Raw genomic sequence first — 16176 nt, 5'->3', positions numbered from 1 at the left:
TCGCTCTTTAGGGTTATGCACATTCAACTGCAAGGCATCTCCAAGCGATTTAATTCGCTGATTGCTAACGATAGGGTCGATCTCGATATTGTTTCGGGGGAGGTGCTAGCGCTATTGGGCGAAAATGGCGCAGGCAAGAGCACCCTAATGAAAATTCTCTACGGCTTTTATCAGGCAGATGAAGGGTGCATCCTGATTGATGACCGACTGGTCACCATCGATTCGCCCCATGCTGCAATGGCCTTAGGCATTGGCATGGTCTTTCAGCAATTCAGCCTAATTGATAACTTAACCGTGGCTGAAAATCTGATGCTAGCATCAGCCAAAACGCCTCAGTGGCAGTGGGGCGATCGCACCCACTGGGTCAATACCCACTCCTGCTTGTCGCAGCTAGCGCCGACGATACGGCCCAGCAATCGGGTCAATGACCTGACGGTGAGTGAGAAGCAGTTGGTCGAACTCGTCAAAGTGCTCGATGCCAATGCTCGGGTAGTTATTTTAGATGAACCGTCCTCTGTTTTAACGCCCCTTGAAACGCAGCGATTTTGGTCACTGATTCGACAACTGGCGGATCAGGGCCATGCTGTCGTGTTAATTACCCACAAGTTAGAAGACGTTCTGGCCTGTGCCGATCGCATTGCGGTGATGCGCAAAGGACGCGTAGTGGAGGTATGCCTTGCCCACAACCATCAGCAACCGGGGCCAGAGCAGCCTCTTGCTGCTGAAGACCTGATCCATCTGATGGTGGGGCAAACCGAGTTACCGGTGGTTCATCCTGCCCCACCGTCATTGGCCTGTCCGCGTCTTCACATCCAAAATCTTTGGGTTGGTGAGCCTGCGGAGGTGTCTACCCATGGGCAAAACACCGTGCGTGGCATTGACTTAGCAATCGCCTCCGGTGAGATTATCGGCATTGCGGGTGTGGCGGGCAATGGGCAGCAAATGCTGGCTGATGCGATGGCAGGGTTGCTCCCTTTGAGCCAGGGCACTGTTCATTTAGATGGAGCGCCCCTGCACCAGGCTGGCGTGCTCTCTAGAGCACGTCATGATATTGCCTATATTCCAGAACAACCTCTTCAGAATGGTGTAGCTGCTGATTTAGATCTAGTTAAAAATTTAGTCGTAAAAGATATTAAACGCATGCCGTTTTTTCCTCGGCGGGCTAAGCAGCGAGCCCATGCCCTCCAGCTCATACAGGCCTTCAACGTACAACCCCCAAACCCTGATCAGGCTGCTGGCAACTTATCCGGTGGAAACCTGCAAAAGCTGGTTTTAGCCAGGGAATTGTCCGGTAGCCCCAGCCTGATTATCGCCTGCTATCCCACGATGGGCCTTGACATTTCTGCGACGCAATTTATCTATGAGAAGCTCTTTGACCATGCTAAAACTGGAGCCTGTATCCTTTGGATTTCTGAAGACCTAGATGATCTGCTGCGTTATTCCCATCGCATTGCCGTCTTGTTTCAAGGCGAAATAGTAGGGATTACAGAAGCGCGTAAAGCTAGTCGTCAGCAAGTCGGAAAGTGGATGACGAGTGGGAGACAGGCCGCATGAAAACAGCTATCTTGCCTCTTAAGCAGCTCACCGTTCTGTTTAACCTAGGGAACGGACTTTTGGCCGCGATCTTGCTTCCTGGTACGCTTTTTCTACTTATCTGCGGCTCTTTTTTTATCCTGGTTGGGCAGTCTCCCCTGGGGCTATTTCCAGCGATTTTCAATGCGGCGTTTGGCAGCGCCTATGCCTGGACAGAAACCTTACTGAAGACCGCGCCCATTTTGCTGTGCGCGATCGCAACCGTTCTCCCCGCTAAACTCGGGCTGATTTCGGTGGGGGCCGAGGGGCAGTTTTACCTGGGGGCTTTGGTGGGTACGGCCCCTGTCCTAGCATTGGGTCTGGCCCCTAAATGGGTGCTCATGCCCTTGATGATGGCCTGTGCTGCCCTGGGGGGAGCACTCTGGGCCGGGCTCTCGGGTCTGCTCAAAGCCAGGCTGGATGTCAATGAGACAATCAGCACATTATTGCTCAACTATGTGGCCGTTTTGCTGGTCAACTACGCCGTCTATGGCCCTTGGAAAGACCCGAGCAATCTAGGGTGGCCAGCAACAGCACCCTTCCCAGAGGCGGCCAAGTTACCCACCCTGGGATTGTCCAGATTGCATTTAGGATTAGGGCTAGCGTTGCTTGCGGCCCTGGCGCTCTATGGGTTGCTGACCCGCAGCCGCTGGGGTTTCTCCCTTCAAATTATGCAGGGCAACCGCAAGCTTGCTCAGGGGGCAGGGTTAAAGTTTGGTCGGCAGGTGGTCATAGTCATGGCGATCGCCGGTGCACTCGCCGGAATCGCTGGTATTGCTGAAACATCCATGGTGCAGGGAAGGCTGCAACCCAATCTATCTAACGGCTACGGGCTCAGTGGTTTTTTAGTCGCGTGGATGGCTGGACAGCACTTTCTCAGAATCATTCCCCTATCAATCCTGCTGGGGGGGCTGGCTGCGTCCACGGATGCACTGCAACTATTTGCAGGCTTACCCTCGTCCAGTGCGTTTGTCATGCAAGGCATTCTCTTCGCCTGCACCCTGGCCTACAAGGGCTTGAGCGGTTCTATGAGAACCACACCAAGGCTTTAAGACAGAGCCGTCAGTGATCTGCTGGTTCTCAGGTGTGGTCCTCATCACCTGTATCAGCCCAAGGACAAGTTATGGAGTAGCAAGGGCTGGTTATAGCACCGGCCCATGAGATATCAGCGCCAACGTCGTGAGAGCAGGCCCTTAGCGCGATCGCACCAGCAGGCCATGCAACCCCGCCATGGCGATCGCCAGCGGCAGCATCAGCAGGGGCACTACTGCCAACCCCGCCCCACTGGCCACCCAGCCCACCCCCGCCGGAATCAGCGCCGCCCCTACGCTAGCGGCACTGGTGGCAAAGCCCACCGCCGCCGGCACCAGCGCCTCGGGCAACCGTTTGGGAATCAGCCAGATAATCGTTGGGAAGATGGCCGCCAGGCCAAGGCCAATCAGCGGCAGGCTGACGAGCCCATGGGGCAACTGCCACCAGCCCAGCAGCCCCACCATCAGCAGCCCCAGCGACAGGGTAATAGTGCGGATTGCCCCCAGCGATCGCAGCCCATAGCTCAGCAAAAATCGCCCCACCGTCAGCCCCAGCCAGTAGGCGCTGACGCTGTAGCCCGCCAGCAGCGACGGCGTCGAGCGGGCGATTACCTGCACGCTGTAGGCCCAGTTGCTCACCGACGCCTCCAGGCCCACGTAGACCAGCAGAAATGCTCCAAACAAAAGTACCATCGGCGTTCGCAGCGCCTGCCGGAGCTGTGCCCCAGCCGGGGTCGCCTCAGCGGCGGGGCGTTGCAGCAGCGGCGGGTAGCGGTAAGCCAGGGCGAGCAGTACCCCCAGCAGCAGCAGGCCAGTCAGGCCAGCCAGCACCCCGTAGACCTGCCGCCAGCCCAGCCCCACCGCCAGCAGCGTGGTGGCAATAGCCGGGCCAGAGAAAGCCCCAATGCCGTAAAACCCGTGCAGCGCCCCCAGCAGATGGGCCGTGCGATCATCCTGCACCAGGGCCGTGTTAATGCCCGCATCGATCAGCCCAATGCCCAGCCCCAGCAGGGTGCCCGCCGCCACCATCACTGGCCAGGTTGGGGCCAGGGCATAGACCAGCAGGGCCAAAGTGAGCAGACTGGCCGCCACCAAGAGCATGCGCCCCAGCCCTAGTCGAGCTGTCACCAGGCTACCAGTCAGGGCGGCGGCGATGTAACCGCTGACCTGGCTCACAAACAGCAGCGTCACAGTGGCTGGGGTCAGCCCATAGGCCACCAAAATTGAGGGCAGCAAAACGCCCAAGCCCGCTTCGGCAATGCCGATGGCAATAAAGGCATAGAAGGAAATCGCTATGCCAATCCAGAGGGGCGGCGACGGCTTGTTAGCAAGGCGCATAGATACAACTCCTGATTCTATACCCCCGATTTAGCCGGCTAGGCTGACTCACCCAGTCGCCGCCGCCAGCTCTGTACCAGAGGTTTTAGGGCAGGGGGTAGCCAGTTGTCATACTGGGGATATACCGGCAGCCGCTGGCGCAGTTGCCAACCCGCCGGGGCGATCGCCGCCGCCAGCGACTCGGGGGTGGGGTGGTCATAGTCGGGGTTGACCTCATCCACTGGGCTAATGCCCCCCAGGTCAGTGGCCCCCGCCTCTAGACAGGCCCGTAGCCCTTCGGGATTGACCAGGTTGGGGGGAATTTGAAGGGCGATGTCAGCGGGCAACTGCTCTCTGGCGATCTGCACGGCGCGCACCAGGGCTGCGGCATCGAGGGGATTTCGCCACTGCTGCTGCCGTTCGCCAGGGCTGTGGGGCTGCAAGATCACCTCTTGGATATGGCCAAAGCGGGCCTGAATGGCGGCGATCGCCCACAGCGAGTCTATCCAATCGGCTTCGGTTTCACCGAGGCCCAGCAGCAGCCCAGTGGTAAACGGCAGGCCCAGTTCCCCCGCCCAGGTCAGCTGCTGTAGGCGGATCTCTGGCCGTTTGCTGGGGGCATGGCGGTGCACTGTCTCCAGCAGTTTTGGGCTCACCTGCTCCACCATCAGCCCCATCGACACATTCACCCGTTGCAGCTGGGCCATTTCGTCACGGCTGAGGGGGCCAACGTTGGTGTGGGGCAGCAGCCCGGCCTCTAGAGCCAGCTCACAAATGCGGTAGATATGGCGAAACCAGTCGCCTCGGCGGGGGCTAGCCGGGGCGACCTCACCGCTGAGCACCAGCACTTCGCAGACCCCCTGCTGGCGCAGGATAGGGAGCTGGCCCGCCACCTCAGACAAACTGACCCAGGGAGAAACCCCTGGGTTAGTGCGAAAGTTGCAGTAGGTGCAGCGGTTAAAACATTCGTAGGTGGGTACCAGGGTATAGGCACGGCTGTAGGTGACGACCCGGTTCAACCGCAAAATCTGGGCAGCAGCTATGGGTTCACGCATCAATTCCCTGATCTCCATACAGCTGCTGCCCGACCGGAGTCGCCCCCTGCCGTTGCCGTGCTCCCCAAAAACTAGCCCAAACGACCTAGACTACCGCTGTGGTCACCACCTCTACCGGAAAACCCGCCGCCTTCCACGCCGCCACACCGCCCCGCACAATGGCCACCCGAGAGAAGCCTGCCTGGCGCAGCTGCTCGGCCACCACCCCCGCCTCGCTATCGGTGTTGCTGTAGATATAGAGGTCGCGGGTCACCTCAAAACACTTAGGTGCTGTTGCCATCAGGCTGTCTAGCGGAATTGAAATTGCCCCGGTGATATGGCTTTGGTTAAACTCACTGCGATCGCGCACGTCAATAATCGTCAGTGCTGGTTCACCCCAGTCTAGACGCTCCTTTAGATCGTAAACGCGAGACTCAGGGCGCAGGGGCAAAGGCTTAGGCAACAGGCCAAAAAAGCGGTTCATGGTGAGAGGAGGTTTGGGAGGACAACGTTCCTCTGCAATGTAACGAATCTTAATGGTTTCTGCAAATTCCGTCGTTCCCCGCGACGGTTAGGGCGGCTGCCCCACAATGGGGATAGTCTCGTCCGCAGGCCCCAGGGTAACCAGGGCAATGCCGTTCTCGTCGAGGGCGTTGAACACATCCAGGGTAGTGCCGCTGTCGAGGGTGATCAGCAGGCTCGTCCAAATCTCAATATCGCGGTCGCCGGTAACCATTGACCCACGCCCCAAAGAAATGGCTGTAACCGTTGCGCCCAGAATGGCATCTAACGTCGCGACCCCTTCCCCTAGCCAGCGCACGGTAGACCCGCCGAGGGAAAAGGGCAGCACACGGCCTCGCTCAATCGCTAAATCGTCTAACTTTTGCCACGAAATAGACCGGGTCTGATCGCCAATGGTCAAAAACAGTGGCAGATCCATCCAGTCGCTCCATTGCTGGTTGGCTTCACACCACAGCTGGGCGATCTCGTAGCCTAGGATCGGTTGACCCACCAGGCCTGAGAGCCTGGCTTGAATGAGATCGAGCTTTTCCTCTTTCGTAGAGACGTAGTGCATTGCCCTCTGACTACACGGCCAGGAACTCTTGAATGACATCGTTGGTGAGTTCGCTGGTGGGGCCGTTGGCCACGATGGTGCCCCGCTGCATGGCGTAGTAGTAGTCGGCCTGGCGCACAAAGTGCAGATGCTGCTCTACTAGCAGCACCGAGATGCCGGTGGTTTTGACGATTTTCTTTACTGCCGCCTCAATGTCGAGAATGATCGACGGCTGAATGCCCTCGGTGGGCTCGTCGAGGACGAGTAGCTTGGGCTGGCCCATGATCGCGCGGGCGATCGCCAGCTGCTGCTGCTGACCACCGCTGAGGTCGCCTCCCATGCGATCGAGCATGGTCTTGAGCACGGGGAACAGCTCATAGATTTCTTCGGGTACCTCTTTTTGCGCCTGGCCCCGGCTGCCCAACGCCTCTTGGCCAATAATCAAGTTCTCTCGCACCGTGAGGCGGGGAATCACTTCGCGGCCTTGGGGCACATAGCCAATGCCCATCCGCGCCCGGCGATCGGGCGAAAACCCATTTACCACCTGTCCCTCAAAGCGAATTTCGCCCGTGCGGGGCCGCAGCACCCCCATGATGTTTTTGAGCATGGTGGTTTTGCCGACGCCGTTGCGGCCAATTAGGCAGACCATTTGCCCCTTGGGAATGGTCATACTCACATCGCGCAAAATATGGCTTTCGCCGTAGTAAAAGTTTAGCCCCGAGATATCGAGCATGGGGGCAGTAGCAGGGTCTTGCAGAGCCGGAGAGGGGAGGGTGGTGGTCATAGGGATTTTGGAGTTTTGAGTTATTGGTGTTGAGTTCAGAGATTTCTAGAAAAAGAGATATCCCTAGGTAGGGGCGCAGGGCCTGCGCCCTTAGAAAACAACGAAATTCTCGGGTATTTTCGCTGCCAGAATTGTCCCTAGGCCATCTCTCGAAAAGAACGTCCCTGCATTAGGCAAGCAACCGCCTGCCCCTACGATAGAACGACTCATTGATGGGGTATTTACATTGCTAGAAATCTCCTTAAGTCTCAAGGGATTTAGCTTGAGTCTAAATTCAAAATTCAGAACTCAAAATTCAAAACCTACCCCCTCTCGGCCAATTCCTCAAGCGCGGCGGCCTCCAGGCGGCTGACGGTTTCCGGCGGCAGGCCCAGCAGGCTCAGCAGCTTTTGGTAAACTACCGCCTCGGTCTGGTTGATTTGGTTCGAGCTAATCACCTCATAGCTGAGCATGAGGGCTTCTTCGCGCTGGGCTGGGGTGGCAAGCTGAGGCACTAAATCTTCGAGAGGAATCTCGGTAGCCAGCAGGTTCTTGAGATCGTCCCGCAGCTCGGCCTGTTCTTCGGGGGCGTGGGCAAATTTGCGGCTGAGGCGATCTAAGATCACCTCCTGCTGTACGTCAGCAAAGTTGTCGTCGGCCCAGGCCATGGTGGCGGCAATGCGCAGCAGCAGCATCTGCTCGGGGGTAAGGCTGGTCTCTTTGCCCAGGTAGACCTCAATGACCTTAGGGTCAGTCTGCACCTGATCCATAGTGCCCTCAAACAGCACGCTGCCCTGGTGCAGCACCGTAACCTGGCGGGCGATCTGGCGCACAAACTCCATATCGTGCTCAATCACGACAATAGAGTGGCTTTCGGCTAGCGACAGCAGCAGCTTGCCGGTTTGCTCAGTCTCTTCATCGGTGAGGCCGGCCACCGGCTCATCTACCAGCAGCAGGTCGGGTGACTGAGCCACCAGCATACCGATCTCAAGCCACTGCTTTTCGCCGTGGGAGAGCAGGGCCGCAGGGATGTCGGCCTTGTGGTCGAGGCCAATGGTTTCGAGCAGGCCGCCAACGGTGCGCTTTTCAGCGGTGGGAGGTTTTTTGAACAGGGTGGAGAAGACGTTTTTCTCGCGATTGCAGGAGAGGTCGAGGTTTTCGCGGGGGGTGAGGTTGAGGTAGACGCGGGGGGTCTGAAACTTGCGGCCAATGCCCAGGCGCGAGATCTCGTGCTCTTTATATTTGCGCAAGTCTTGACCCTTAAAGTAGGCCGCGCCTTCGGTGGGCTTGGTTTTGCCGCTGATCACGTCTAAAAAGGTGGTTTTGCCAGCGCCGTTGGGGCCAATGATCACCCGCAGTTCCCCCTCATCCATGCTGAAGTTGAGGTTGTTGATGGCCTTAAACCCATCAAAGCTGACGGTGACGTCTTTAATCTCTAAAACTTTAGTGCTCATGGTGGGGTGAAGGGGTGGATGGGTAGGGTGGGCACTGCCCACCGTTAAACGGTGGGTTTATTCGAGGTTTGCGCTAGGTTGTCTTGATCGGCAGGGGTGGATGGCGGACAATGCCCACCCTACTTTTCGACCAACTCAGGAGTTTCGGCTCTCACATCGGCTTCGGCGTCATCATCTAGGTAGGGCAAGTCAGTGGGAGCCACACCCAAGGCTGAACTAACGGTAGAACCAAAGGCGCGGCGACCCCAGCCAATAATGCCGTCGGGTAGGGCCGTCACCACAATCAGAAATAGCGCCCCCTGGAAGAACAGCCACACGTCGGGAAAGCGCTCGCTGAGCAGGCTGCGGGCCATATTCACCAGCACCGCACCCAGCACCGCCCCGACCAGGGTAGCGCGCCCGCCCACGGCGACCCAGATCACCATCTCAATCGAAAAGGCAATATCCATCACCTGGGGGGAAATAATGCCCGACTGCACCGTGTAGAGGGCACCGGCAATACCGGCGATCGCCCCTGAGACCGCAAACACCAGCACCTTAAACGCCGTGGGGTCATAGCCCGAAAACCGCACCCGGTTTTCGTCGTCGCGAATCGCCACCAGCATGCGGCCAAAGCGCCCGCTGGTGAGCCAGCGGCAGAGAGCATACATGGCGATCAGCGCAATCACGGTGCAGATATAAAAGAACATCCGCATGCCGTCGCTGCCCACCTGCTGGCCCATAAAGATAGAGGTGGAGGTTTTGAGGCCGTTGGTGCCGTTGATCAGCTTTTGCTGACCGTTAAATAGGTTAAAAAACACCACCAGGGCAGCCTGGGTCAAAATCGAAAAGTAGACCCCGCGAATGCGGTTGCGGAATACCAGGTAGCCCAGCAGCCCCGCTACGATCGCCGGAATGGTGAAAATCGCCAGCAGCGTAAACGGCAGAGAGTTAAACGGCTGCCAAAACAGCGGCAGCTCGGTCACCCCGTAGAGGCCAAAAAACTCGGGGAGTTGCCTGTCGCCTAGAGTATTTAGCTCTAGGTACATGGCAAAGGCGTAGCCCCCCAGAGCAAAAAATATCCCGTGGCCCAGACTCAGCAGCCCGGTAAAGCCCCAGATCAAGTCAATGCCCAGCGCCACAATGGCCAGGGCCAAAAAGCGCCCCACCAGGTTGAGCCGAAACCCCGACAGCAGCATGGGGAGAATAACGATCAGAAAAAGGGCGATCGCAATCACGGCGATCACTTCGATCATCAGCTTGCGCTTTTCGCTGGCCTTGGCGGCGCGACGCGGTTGAACGGCAACATTTGTAGTCATAGCCCTATAGCTCCACCGAACGACCCTTTGGCGGGAACAGCCCAGCGGGCCGCACCTGCAAAAAGGCAATGATTAGCGCAAAAACCAGTACCTTGGCCATGCTGGTGGTGGCGAAGAAGGTAAAGAAACCAATGATGGGCTGGAAAAAGTCCGTCGGCGGAAACAGCAGCGCCATGGTGCCCGAACCTAATAGATAGGTGGTAATGCCAATTACCATGGCCGCCACAATACTGCCCACCAGCTTGCCAACCCCGCCTACTACCACCACCATGAAGGCGTCGACAATGTAGTTGCCCCCCAGGTTAGGACCGACTGAGCCCAGCAGCGTCACCGCAAACCCAGCAATGCCCGCCAGCCCAGACCCCAGGGCAAAGGTAATCGCATCTACCTGACCGGTAGGAATGCCCAAACAGGCGCTCATACCGCGGTTTTGGGTCACCGAGCGAATTCGCAGACCCCAGGCCGTGCCGTTGAGAAACCAGTAGACCGCCACCAGGCAAATAATGGTGAGGGCAATAATAAACAGTCTAGCCGAGGGAAACTGCAGGGTGCTGCCCAGGGTCACGCCGCCCCGCAGCCAGCTCGGCGGCGTGACATCCACGTTGCGAGCCCCGAACCAGGGACGGGCAAACTGAGCACTGCCAGAACTTTGGGTCAGAAACCAGGTCAGGGCTGCGATCGCGCCACTCAGCCCCAAAAACACCGGGTTCGCCCATTCAGATATCCGATCCCAGTCGGTGTAGCGGGTCAGCACCCAGCGACCGACAAAAAACAGCGCCGCAAACACCACTAGGCCAATCAGCATCGGCCAGCTAACGCTGCGGATAAACTGAATCAAAATCAGGCTCACCCCCCAGGTGGCCAGCAGCGTCTCTAGGGGCCGACCGTAGAGATAGCGAATTACGGTTCTCTCTAGCAGCAAGCCCAGCAGGGCAGCCACTAAAAATGCCAGAGGTAGGGCCACAAAAATATATAGGTCGGGCGCAATTCCCCCCATGCTTTTAGCCGCATTCTGCACTACAAACGTGGTGTAGGCCCCAAACATCATCAGTTCTCCGTGAGCCAAATTAATGACCCCCATCAAGCCAAACACAATCGCCAAACCCAAGGCCACAATCAACAGCACTGCACCAATGCTAATGCCATTGAAAAGGCCACCAATTAAGCCTTCTAACACAGCTCTTACCGCTTTCAGAACAACTCACAACCGGTAGCGCGTCACCACCGCTGCCCATAGCACAGGGCTAAAACTTAATAGGGATATTAAAGGCAGCTCAGGCCTAGAAATGTCCATCTCTAACAAAACTAGACCAACGAAAGGGTCTACTCAACCTCATCCCTTAGGCAACCTAACCTGAGCTCTCTTACCCTTGACTCCACAAAAAAAGGCGTTTGAGGATCGCGATCGCCGCAAAAAGCTAGGCTTAAAAAGCCTAAGGTGAGAGGCTAATTATTCATTCAGGCCCATTTAAAGAGGACGCAAGTTAACTAACCTGCCTCAGCCTATTTAAGGGTTATAAAGAGAGCGAGGACACAGCTAACTGCACCCTCGCCTCATGTCTATAACCGCATCAGAGCAGGGAGCAATTAGATCTCAAACTTGCCGCCCTTGGCAGCATCAGACCAGTCACAACCAAACCCAATGGTGTCAGGCACATACTGATTCCAGGGCTGGGGTTCAACGACACCATCAGTTTCCCAAATAATGTCAAACAGACCATCTTCACGCACCTCGCCCAGGCGCACCGTCTTAGACAGGTGGTGGTTGGTGTTCATGGTCACAGGGCCTTCGGGAGCCGCAAAGGTCTGGCCGTAGGCCGCCGTGCGCACCTCGGGGATGTCGAAGGTGCCTGCTGCTTCTACCGCCTGCTTCCACAGATATACCATGATGTAGGCGGCTTCCATGGGGTCGTTGGTAACGCGATCGTCGCCAAACTCGGCCTTGAAGTCGGCTACCCACTTCTCGTTTTCAGGGGTTTCTACGGTTTGGAAGTAGTTCCAAGACGCGAGTTGACCAACCAGAAACTCGGGGCCAATCTGGCGCACTTCTTCTTCGGCCACGCTCACCGACATTACAGGATAGAGGTCTGGCCCCATGCCTGCGCCCTGGAGCTGCTTGAAGAAGGCCACGTTGCTGTCGCCGTTGAGGCTGTTGAAAATCACGCCGCCATCGGGCAGTGCCGCGCGAATTTTGGTGATGATCGGGGTAACTTCGGTGTTGCCCAGGGGCAGGTAGTCTTCACCCACGGTGTTGCCGCCCTTGGCCTTGAGCTGCTCTTTGATGATGGTGTTGGCAGTCCGGGGGAAGACGTAGTCAGAACCAACTAAGAAAAAGTCTGTGCCCTTGTTCTCAAGCAGCCAGTCTACAGCGGGCTCAATCTGCTGGTTGGGGGCAGCACCGGTGTAGAAAATGTTTTGCGAACACTCTTGGCCTTCGTACTGCAAGGGATACCACAGCATGTGGCCCTTCGACTCAAACACGGGCAGCATGGCCTTACGGCTGGCAGAGGTCCAACCGCCAAACACCACCGCTACCTGGTCTTGGTCAATCAGTTTCTCAGCCTTTTCTGCAAAGGTAGGCCAGTCAGAGGCACCGTCTTCGACCACGGCCTCGATCTGTCTGCCCAGCACCCCACCCGCAGCATTGATTTCTTGAATCGCCAGTTTCTCGGCATCTACCACAGTGGTTTCACTGATAGCCATGGTGCCGCTCAGGGAGTGGAGAATGCCCACCTTGATAGCTTCACCATCGGCAGCAGCGGTCTCAGTGCCACCGTCTGTGGTGTCTGTGCTGGTAGTTGTAGAGCTACCACAGGCTTTCAACAGCATCGAGGTGCCTAGGGTGGCAGAGCCGTACACCAAAAACTTGCGTCGATTAAATCGAGTGACCATTCAATCTCTCTCCTGACTCAAAAGGAAACGTAGCAACCGGAATTTCACGTAGACCGTCAGAGTGGATATTAGAGTTAGTGATTGGCAGTAAGTGTAGCCCAGGATACAAATTCCCCAAACTTTCCTGTTATAAAGCTTAGAAAACCGTTGCCCTCGCGATCGCCCCTTAGTCAGGATCCACTGTTGCCGCGCATAGCTAGATCAGACGCTAGGCAAAATCGACCCAGATGGGGTCATTGCGCCGAATTAGGCCGGGTTGCAGAACGGTGGCCCGAATGCCTGCAATTCCGGCGCTGTGCTGGGCCGTAGTGCGGAGAATGCCGAGGTCTGCGGCTAGATCAGTCTGGGGCAGTGTGGTCATCACACAGCGGGAGCAGCCGGTAAAAACACTCAGACGGGCTTCTTCTCCTACAGCCAGAGCCTGATGTACCCAATCTTGGTCAATAAACCCCTCGATTCTCTCAACCGGCTGAATCACAATATTGGGGCGAAACCGCCGAACGTCGAAGTTGCTGGTGGGGTTCAGGGCTTGCAGCTGGGCCAGGGTAGCGGTGGAAATGGCATGCACCGGGCAGGCATCAAAGAAGGTGCCGGAGGGCATGACGATTTGGGTGAGAGTGTCTTGGTGGGTGGTGCCTTCGACCTCGGGCCAGTAGTGCTCAATACTGGCCTGGGCGGGCGGCGTAGAGACCAGTGTCACCTCTCGTCCCAGGGCTGCTGAAAGCAGGCCGTTGATCTCCGGGCGATCGCTGGTAGTGACCTGCCCATCGGGCAAAATAATTTCCACCTGGGCTGGGTCGAGCTGAGCTGGTGAACTGGCGATCAGACGGGACTGAAAGGCCAGCAACTGTGCCCACTTTTTGGGATTTTTAGCGCTGGCGACTTTTTGGCTTTGCGCGTCCCAGAGAGCAAAGGCGCGATCGCCCCAAAAGCCGCGCTCTGTCAGCAATAGTTCCTCAACACATTCCCCTCGCATCGACTTTACTGGGTAGCGCCACAGCGCCTTGACCGTACCCACCAAGGTTCTAGGCATGGTTATTTTTCCCTGGTAGCGTGGGTATGGCGATCGGGGTTAGCCCAGCGTGGTGCTGAATGAAGTCGATAATGGTGGCCAACCCCGCCTGGGTTTTGAGATTGGTGAAGCCAAAGGGGCGATCGCCCCGCATTTTTTTGGCGTCTTGCTCCATCACCGCCAGGCTGGCCCCCACCATAGGAGCCAGGTCGATTTTGTTGATCACCAAAAAGTCAGACTTGGTGATCCCTGGCCCACCCTTGCGGGGAATCTTGTCGCCAGCAGCTACGTCGATCACGTAGAGCGTCAAATCTACCAGCTCAGGGCTAAAGGTGCTGGCCAAGTTGTCGCCGCCGCTTTCCACAAACACCAGATCTAATGGGTTAAACCGCGCTTCGAGATCTTCGATCGCCACCAGGTTCATCGAGGCGTCTTCGCGGATGGCAGTGTGGGGACAGCCGCCGGTTTCGACCCCAACGATGCGATCGGGACTGAGGGCCTGGCTGCGCACTAGAAACTGGGCGTCTTCCTGGGTGTAGATGTCGTTGGTGACCACGGCGATGGAGTAGCGATCGCGCAATGCCTTACACAAAGCATCCACCAGGGCGGTCTTGCCCGAGCCCACTGGGCCAGCCACACCAACGCGAAAGGGACTTGTCATTGAGTGCTCCATCCAACATCAGGATGCTCGATATCTTACACCGCCTAGGCAGCTTGAATTCCCTGCCGAAATGTCTGAGCCGCCTCTAGACGAGAGGTCTCGGCCATCAACACACGACGGCAAAACAGCTCAATATCCAGGCTCGACAGCTCGGCAATCTGGCTGCGATCAACCCGTCGGTAGCCGTCTGTTTCCAAGTGATACAGACTCAGCGACCCGTCTTCCCAAAACCAGACTTCTGGCACGCCGAGTAAGCGATACCGTGCCAGTTTCGTGAGATTGCCGCTGGTGAACGTCACTTCAATAGAGATGTCGGGGATCGTCTTGGGGCCACCCATACAGTACGACTCATCGGCCTGGGCAAAGGCTTCCCCCTCCCGCTCTTGATCCATTGACCCAGTGGGGTAAAAGTCGATGCCTTGGTCTACAAACAAGAGTTCTAGCAAGAACCCGATCACCGATTTAAAGAACTCGTGATCGCGCCCTGGCATCAGAAGTTCGACAGTACCGTCGTAGTAGAACAGCCGCGCGCCAGGGCAATCTTCCAGCCCTTTGGATCAGCTTGAACTGTGCCCAGGTGCGATCGCCGTAGGCTACCCGCTGATCGGTTGTGGCACTAAGAACTGTTGGCATAGCAAATCAAAGCAGCTTGCTTCTAAAGCCTACCCTACGCAAAAGACCCCAGGAATTTTGAAAATCCCTGGGGTCTAGGTCATCTCACGAAAGAGAAACCTGGCTAACTGTACTTCTCGTTAGAGGTGGTCTCTAGATCAAACAGCACCTGTAGGGTCTGCATCGCCCGCTTGCGGGCTTCAATGTCGCGCTGGGCGCGCAGCTGCACCATGGGGTCGTGGAGAATTTTGTTGACAATGCCCCGAGTCAGCGCCTCGATCACCTCTTGGTGCTTCTCGGCAAACTCGCTGCCCAGGCGCGACAGAGCCTTCTCTAGCTCCTGCTCGCGGATGGTTTCGACCTTGCTGCGCAGGCTGCTGATGGTGCCTACGGTGTCGAGCGATCGCCACCAGTCCATGAAGCTCTCTACTTCTTGGTCGAGCAGCACCTGGGCCTCCATGGCCATGCGGCGGCGGCTGGCCTGGTTTTGGGCAACCACAGCCTTCAGGTCGTCAACATTAAAGGCATGGACGTTATTGAGCTCATTGGCATTGGTATGAACGTTGAGGGGGACGGCAATATCAAACAGCATTAGGGTGCGGCTGCCGTCCAGCAGAGGCTCTAGATTTTCACGGTGCAAAATCGGCTCGGTGGCGGAGGTACAGGTAAAGACCACGTCACAGGCCTGCACCGTGTCTAGCATGGCATCGAGGGTGCCGGTGCGAATGTTGGCATCGGGAAACTGCTTGGCCAGCTCGTTGGCGCGATCGATGGTGCGATTGAGAATGGTGATCGTGCAGGAGGCGTCTTTAGAAACTAAGTGCTGCACCAGCAGGCGAGCCATCTTGCCCGCGCCCAAAATGCTGATATTGCAGCTGTGCAGGTGGGGCACCTTCATGCGGGCCAGCTCTACAGCGGCAGAGCTAATCGAGACGGCTCCGGTGCCAATGCTGGTTTCGCTGCGGACGCGCTTGCCAGCGGTGAGAGATTGCTTGAGAAGCCTATCTAGCACCCTGCCAATGCTCTTATGCTGCTGGGCCAGCTGGTGGGCGTGCTTCACCTGGGCGAGAATCTGGCCTTCGCCTAGCACCAGGCTGTCGAGCCCCGCCGCCACCCGCATCAGGTGGTTGACCGCATCCTGATGGAGCAGAATGAACAGGTGTTGGCGCAGCTCATGGAGGGGCAGGCCGCTGTGCTCAGAGAGAAACTGGGTGACCTCGCGAATGCCCTGCTCGGTCTCCTCGGTGACGATGTGGATTTCAAGCCGGTTGCAGGTGCTGAGAATCGAAACTTCGTCGATGTGGGGGCAGTGGGTGAGATGGGCGATCGCATCACCTGTCTGAGCCGTTGGAATGCTAAGTTTTTCACGAATTTGAACCGGGGCGGTTTTATGGCTCAGACCAATTACGGCGATATTCATTCTTCCTCCACGCGTTTGATAGTCACCTAAATTTATGGTGTTAACGGATACCTTAC

At 57.1% G+C, this 16176-nt stretch carries 15 protein-coding genes; 2 read left to right on the top strand and 13 right to left on the bottom strand.

The window, feature by feature from the left end; all coding sequences use genetic code 11:
- The first annotated feature begins 15 nt into the window (after positions 1 to 15).
- Entirely contained in the window at positions 16 to 1554 is a 1539-nt protein-coding gene (locus tag AC0QKW_RS15095) for an ABC transporter ATP-binding protein (protein WP_473151904.1), read from the top strand.
- Entirely contained in the window at positions 1551 to 2624 is a 1074-nt protein-coding gene (locus tag AC0QKW_RS15090) for an ABC transporter permease (protein WP_473151903.1), read from the top strand. Before AC0QKW_RS15095 ends, AC0QKW_RS15090 begins: the two co-directional genes overlap by 4 nt.
- 141 nt (positions 2625 to 2765) lie before the next feature.
- On the opposite strand, the gene AC0QKW_RS15085 is transcribed toward AC0QKW_RS15090, so the two are convergent.
- From AC0QKW_RS15085 to AC0QKW_RS15025, 13 genes are all read right to left on the bottom strand, one after another.
- Complete coding sequence (locus AC0QKW_RS15085) at positions 2766 to 3941, bottom strand: MFS transporter (RefSeq protein ID WP_473151902.1); 1176 nt, start codon at positions 3939 to 3941, stop codon at positions 2766 to 2768.
- A 38-nt stretch (positions 3942 to 3979) separates the two neighbouring features.
- The gene (cofG, locus tag AC0QKW_RS15080) at positions 3980 to 4975 is read right to left on the bottom strand and encodes a 7,8-didemethyl-8-hydroxy-5-deazariboflavin synthase subunit CofG (protein WP_473151901.1); all 996 of its coding nucleotides are present in this window, start codon (positions 4973 to 4975) and stop codon (positions 3980 to 3982) included.
- A gap of 85 nt (positions 4976 to 5060) precedes the next feature.
- Positions 5061 to 5438, bottom strand: coding sequence for a rhodanese-like domain-containing protein (locus tag AC0QKW_RS15075; RefSeq protein ID WP_473151900.1), 378 nt, complete (start codon positions 5436 to 5438; stop codon positions 5061 to 5063).
- A gap of 87 nt (positions 5439 to 5525) precedes the next feature.
- The gene (locus AC0QKW_RS15070; RefSeq protein WP_473151899.1) at positions 5526 to 6029 is read right to left on the bottom strand and encodes a hypothetical protein; all 504 of its coding nucleotides are present in this window, start codon (positions 6027 to 6029) and stop codon (positions 5526 to 5528) included.
- A 10-nt stretch (positions 6030 to 6039) separates the two neighbouring features.
- On the bottom strand, positions 6040 to 6792 hold the full coding sequence (gene urtE / locus AC0QKW_RS15065) for an urea ABC transporter ATP-binding subunit UrtE (RefSeq protein ID WP_473151898.1): 753 nt from the start codon (positions 6790 to 6792) through the stop codon (positions 6040 to 6042).
- Between the two features lie 302 nt (positions 6793 to 7094).
- Positions 7095 to 8225, bottom strand: coding sequence for an urea ABC transporter ATP-binding protein UrtD (urtD, locus tag AC0QKW_RS15060; RefSeq protein ID WP_473151897.1), 1131 nt, complete (start codon positions 8223 to 8225; stop codon positions 7095 to 7097).
- 119 nt (positions 8226 to 8344) lie between these two features.
- Positions 8345 to 9523 (bottom strand): urea ABC transporter permease subunit UrtC, encoded by a 1179-nt coding sequence (gene urtC / locus AC0QKW_RS15055; protein ID WP_473151896.1) that lies wholly within the window; start codon positions 9521 to 9523, stop codon positions 8345 to 8347.
- Between the two features lie 4 nt (positions 9524 to 9527).
- On the bottom strand, positions 9528 to 10700 hold the full coding sequence (urtB, locus tag AC0QKW_RS15050; protein WP_473151895.1) for an urea ABC transporter permease subunit UrtB: 1173 nt from the start codon (positions 10698 to 10700) through the stop codon (positions 9528 to 9530).
- Between the two features lie 410 nt (positions 10701 to 11110).
- Complete coding sequence (gene urtA, locus AC0QKW_RS15045) at positions 11111 to 12415, bottom strand: urea ABC transporter substrate-binding protein (RefSeq protein ID WP_473151894.1); 1305 nt, start codon at positions 12413 to 12415, stop codon at positions 11111 to 11113.
- Between the two features lie 208 nt (positions 12416 to 12623).
- A complete protein-coding gene (locus AC0QKW_RS15040; RefSeq protein ID WP_473151893.1) occupies positions 12624 to 13448 on the bottom strand; it encodes an MOSC domain-containing protein in 825 nt (274 codons plus the stop codon).
- Positions 13441 to 14088: an urease accessory protein UreG gene (ureG, locus tag AC0QKW_RS15035; RefSeq protein ID WP_473151892.1), complete on the bottom strand. Its 648-nt coding sequence runs from the start codon at positions 14086 to 14088 to the stop codon at positions 13441 to 13443. Before ureG ends, AC0QKW_RS15040 begins: the two co-directional genes overlap by 8 nt.
- 44 nt (positions 14089 to 14132) lie before the next feature.
- Positions 14133 to 14579 carry a Uma2 family endonuclease gene (locus AC0QKW_RS15030; protein WP_473151891.1) on the bottom strand — a complete coding sequence of 149 codons (447 nt, stop codon included), beginning with the start codon at positions 14577 to 14579 and terminating at the stop codon, positions 14133 to 14135.
- A 245-nt stretch (positions 14580 to 14824) separates the two neighbouring features.
- Complete coding sequence (locus AC0QKW_RS15025) at positions 14825 to 16120, bottom strand: glutamyl-tRNA reductase (RefSeq protein ID WP_473151890.1); 1296 nt, start codon at positions 16118 to 16120, stop codon at positions 14825 to 14827.
- Positions 16121 to 16176 lie beyond the last annotated feature (56 nt).

The organism is Pseudanabaena sp. PCC 9330, from assembly GCF_055795045.1.
This window is presented reverse-complemented; position numbering and strand designations above follow the sequence as displayed.

Coding starts and splice junctions, on each gene's coding strand:
- AC0QKW_RS15095 (WP_473151904.1), top strand. CDS start 16: ATGCACATTCAACTGCAAGGCATCTCCAAGCGATTTAATTCGCTGATT.
- AC0QKW_RS15090 (WP_473151903.1), top strand. CDS start 1,551: ATGAAAACAGCTATCTTGCCTCTTAAGCAGCTCACCGTTCTGTTTAAC.
- AC0QKW_RS15085 (WP_473151902.1), bottom strand. CDS start 3,941: ATGCGCCTTGCTAACAAGCCGTCGCCGCCCCTCTGGATTGGCATAGCG.
- cofG (WP_473151901.1), bottom strand. CDS start 4,975: ATGCGTGAACCCATAGCTGCTGCCCAGATTTTGCGGTTGAACCGGGTC.
- AC0QKW_RS15075 (WP_473151900.1), bottom strand. CDS start 5,438: ATGAACCGCTTTTTTGGCCTGTTGCCTAAGCCTTTGCCCCTGCGCCCT.
- AC0QKW_RS15070 (WP_473151899.1), bottom strand. CDS start 6,029: ATGCACTACGTCTCTACGAAAGAGGAAAAGCTCGATCTCATTCAAGCC.
- urtE (WP_473151898.1), bottom strand. CDS start 6,792: ATGACCACCACCCTCCCCTCTCCGGCTCTGCAAGACCCTGCTACTGCC.
- urtD (WP_473151897.1), bottom strand. CDS start 8,225: ATGAGCACTAAAGTTTTAGAGATTAAAGACGTCACCGTCAGCTTTGAT.
- urtC (WP_473151896.1), bottom strand. CDS start 9,523: ATGACTACAAATGTTGCCGTTCAACCGCGTCGCGCCGCCAAGGCCAGC.
- urtA (WP_473151894.1), bottom strand. CDS start 12,415: ATGGTCACTCGATTTAATCGACGCAAGTTTTTGGTGTACGGCTCTGCC.
- AC0QKW_RS15040 (WP_473151893.1), bottom strand. CDS start 13,448: ATGCCTAGAACCTTGGTGGGTACGGTCAAGGCGCTGTGGCGCTACCCA.
- ureG (WP_473151892.1), bottom strand. CDS start 14,088: ATGACAAGTCCCTTTCGCGTTGGTGTGGCTGGCCCAGTGGGCTCGGGC.
- AC0QKW_RS15030 (WP_473151891.1), bottom strand. CDS start 14,579: ATGCCAGGGCGCGATCACGAGTTCTTTAAATCGGTGATCGGGTTCTTG.
- AC0QKW_RS15025 (WP_473151890.1), bottom strand. CDS start 16,120: ATGAATATCGCCGTAATTGGTCTGAGCCATAAAACCGCCCCGGTTCAA.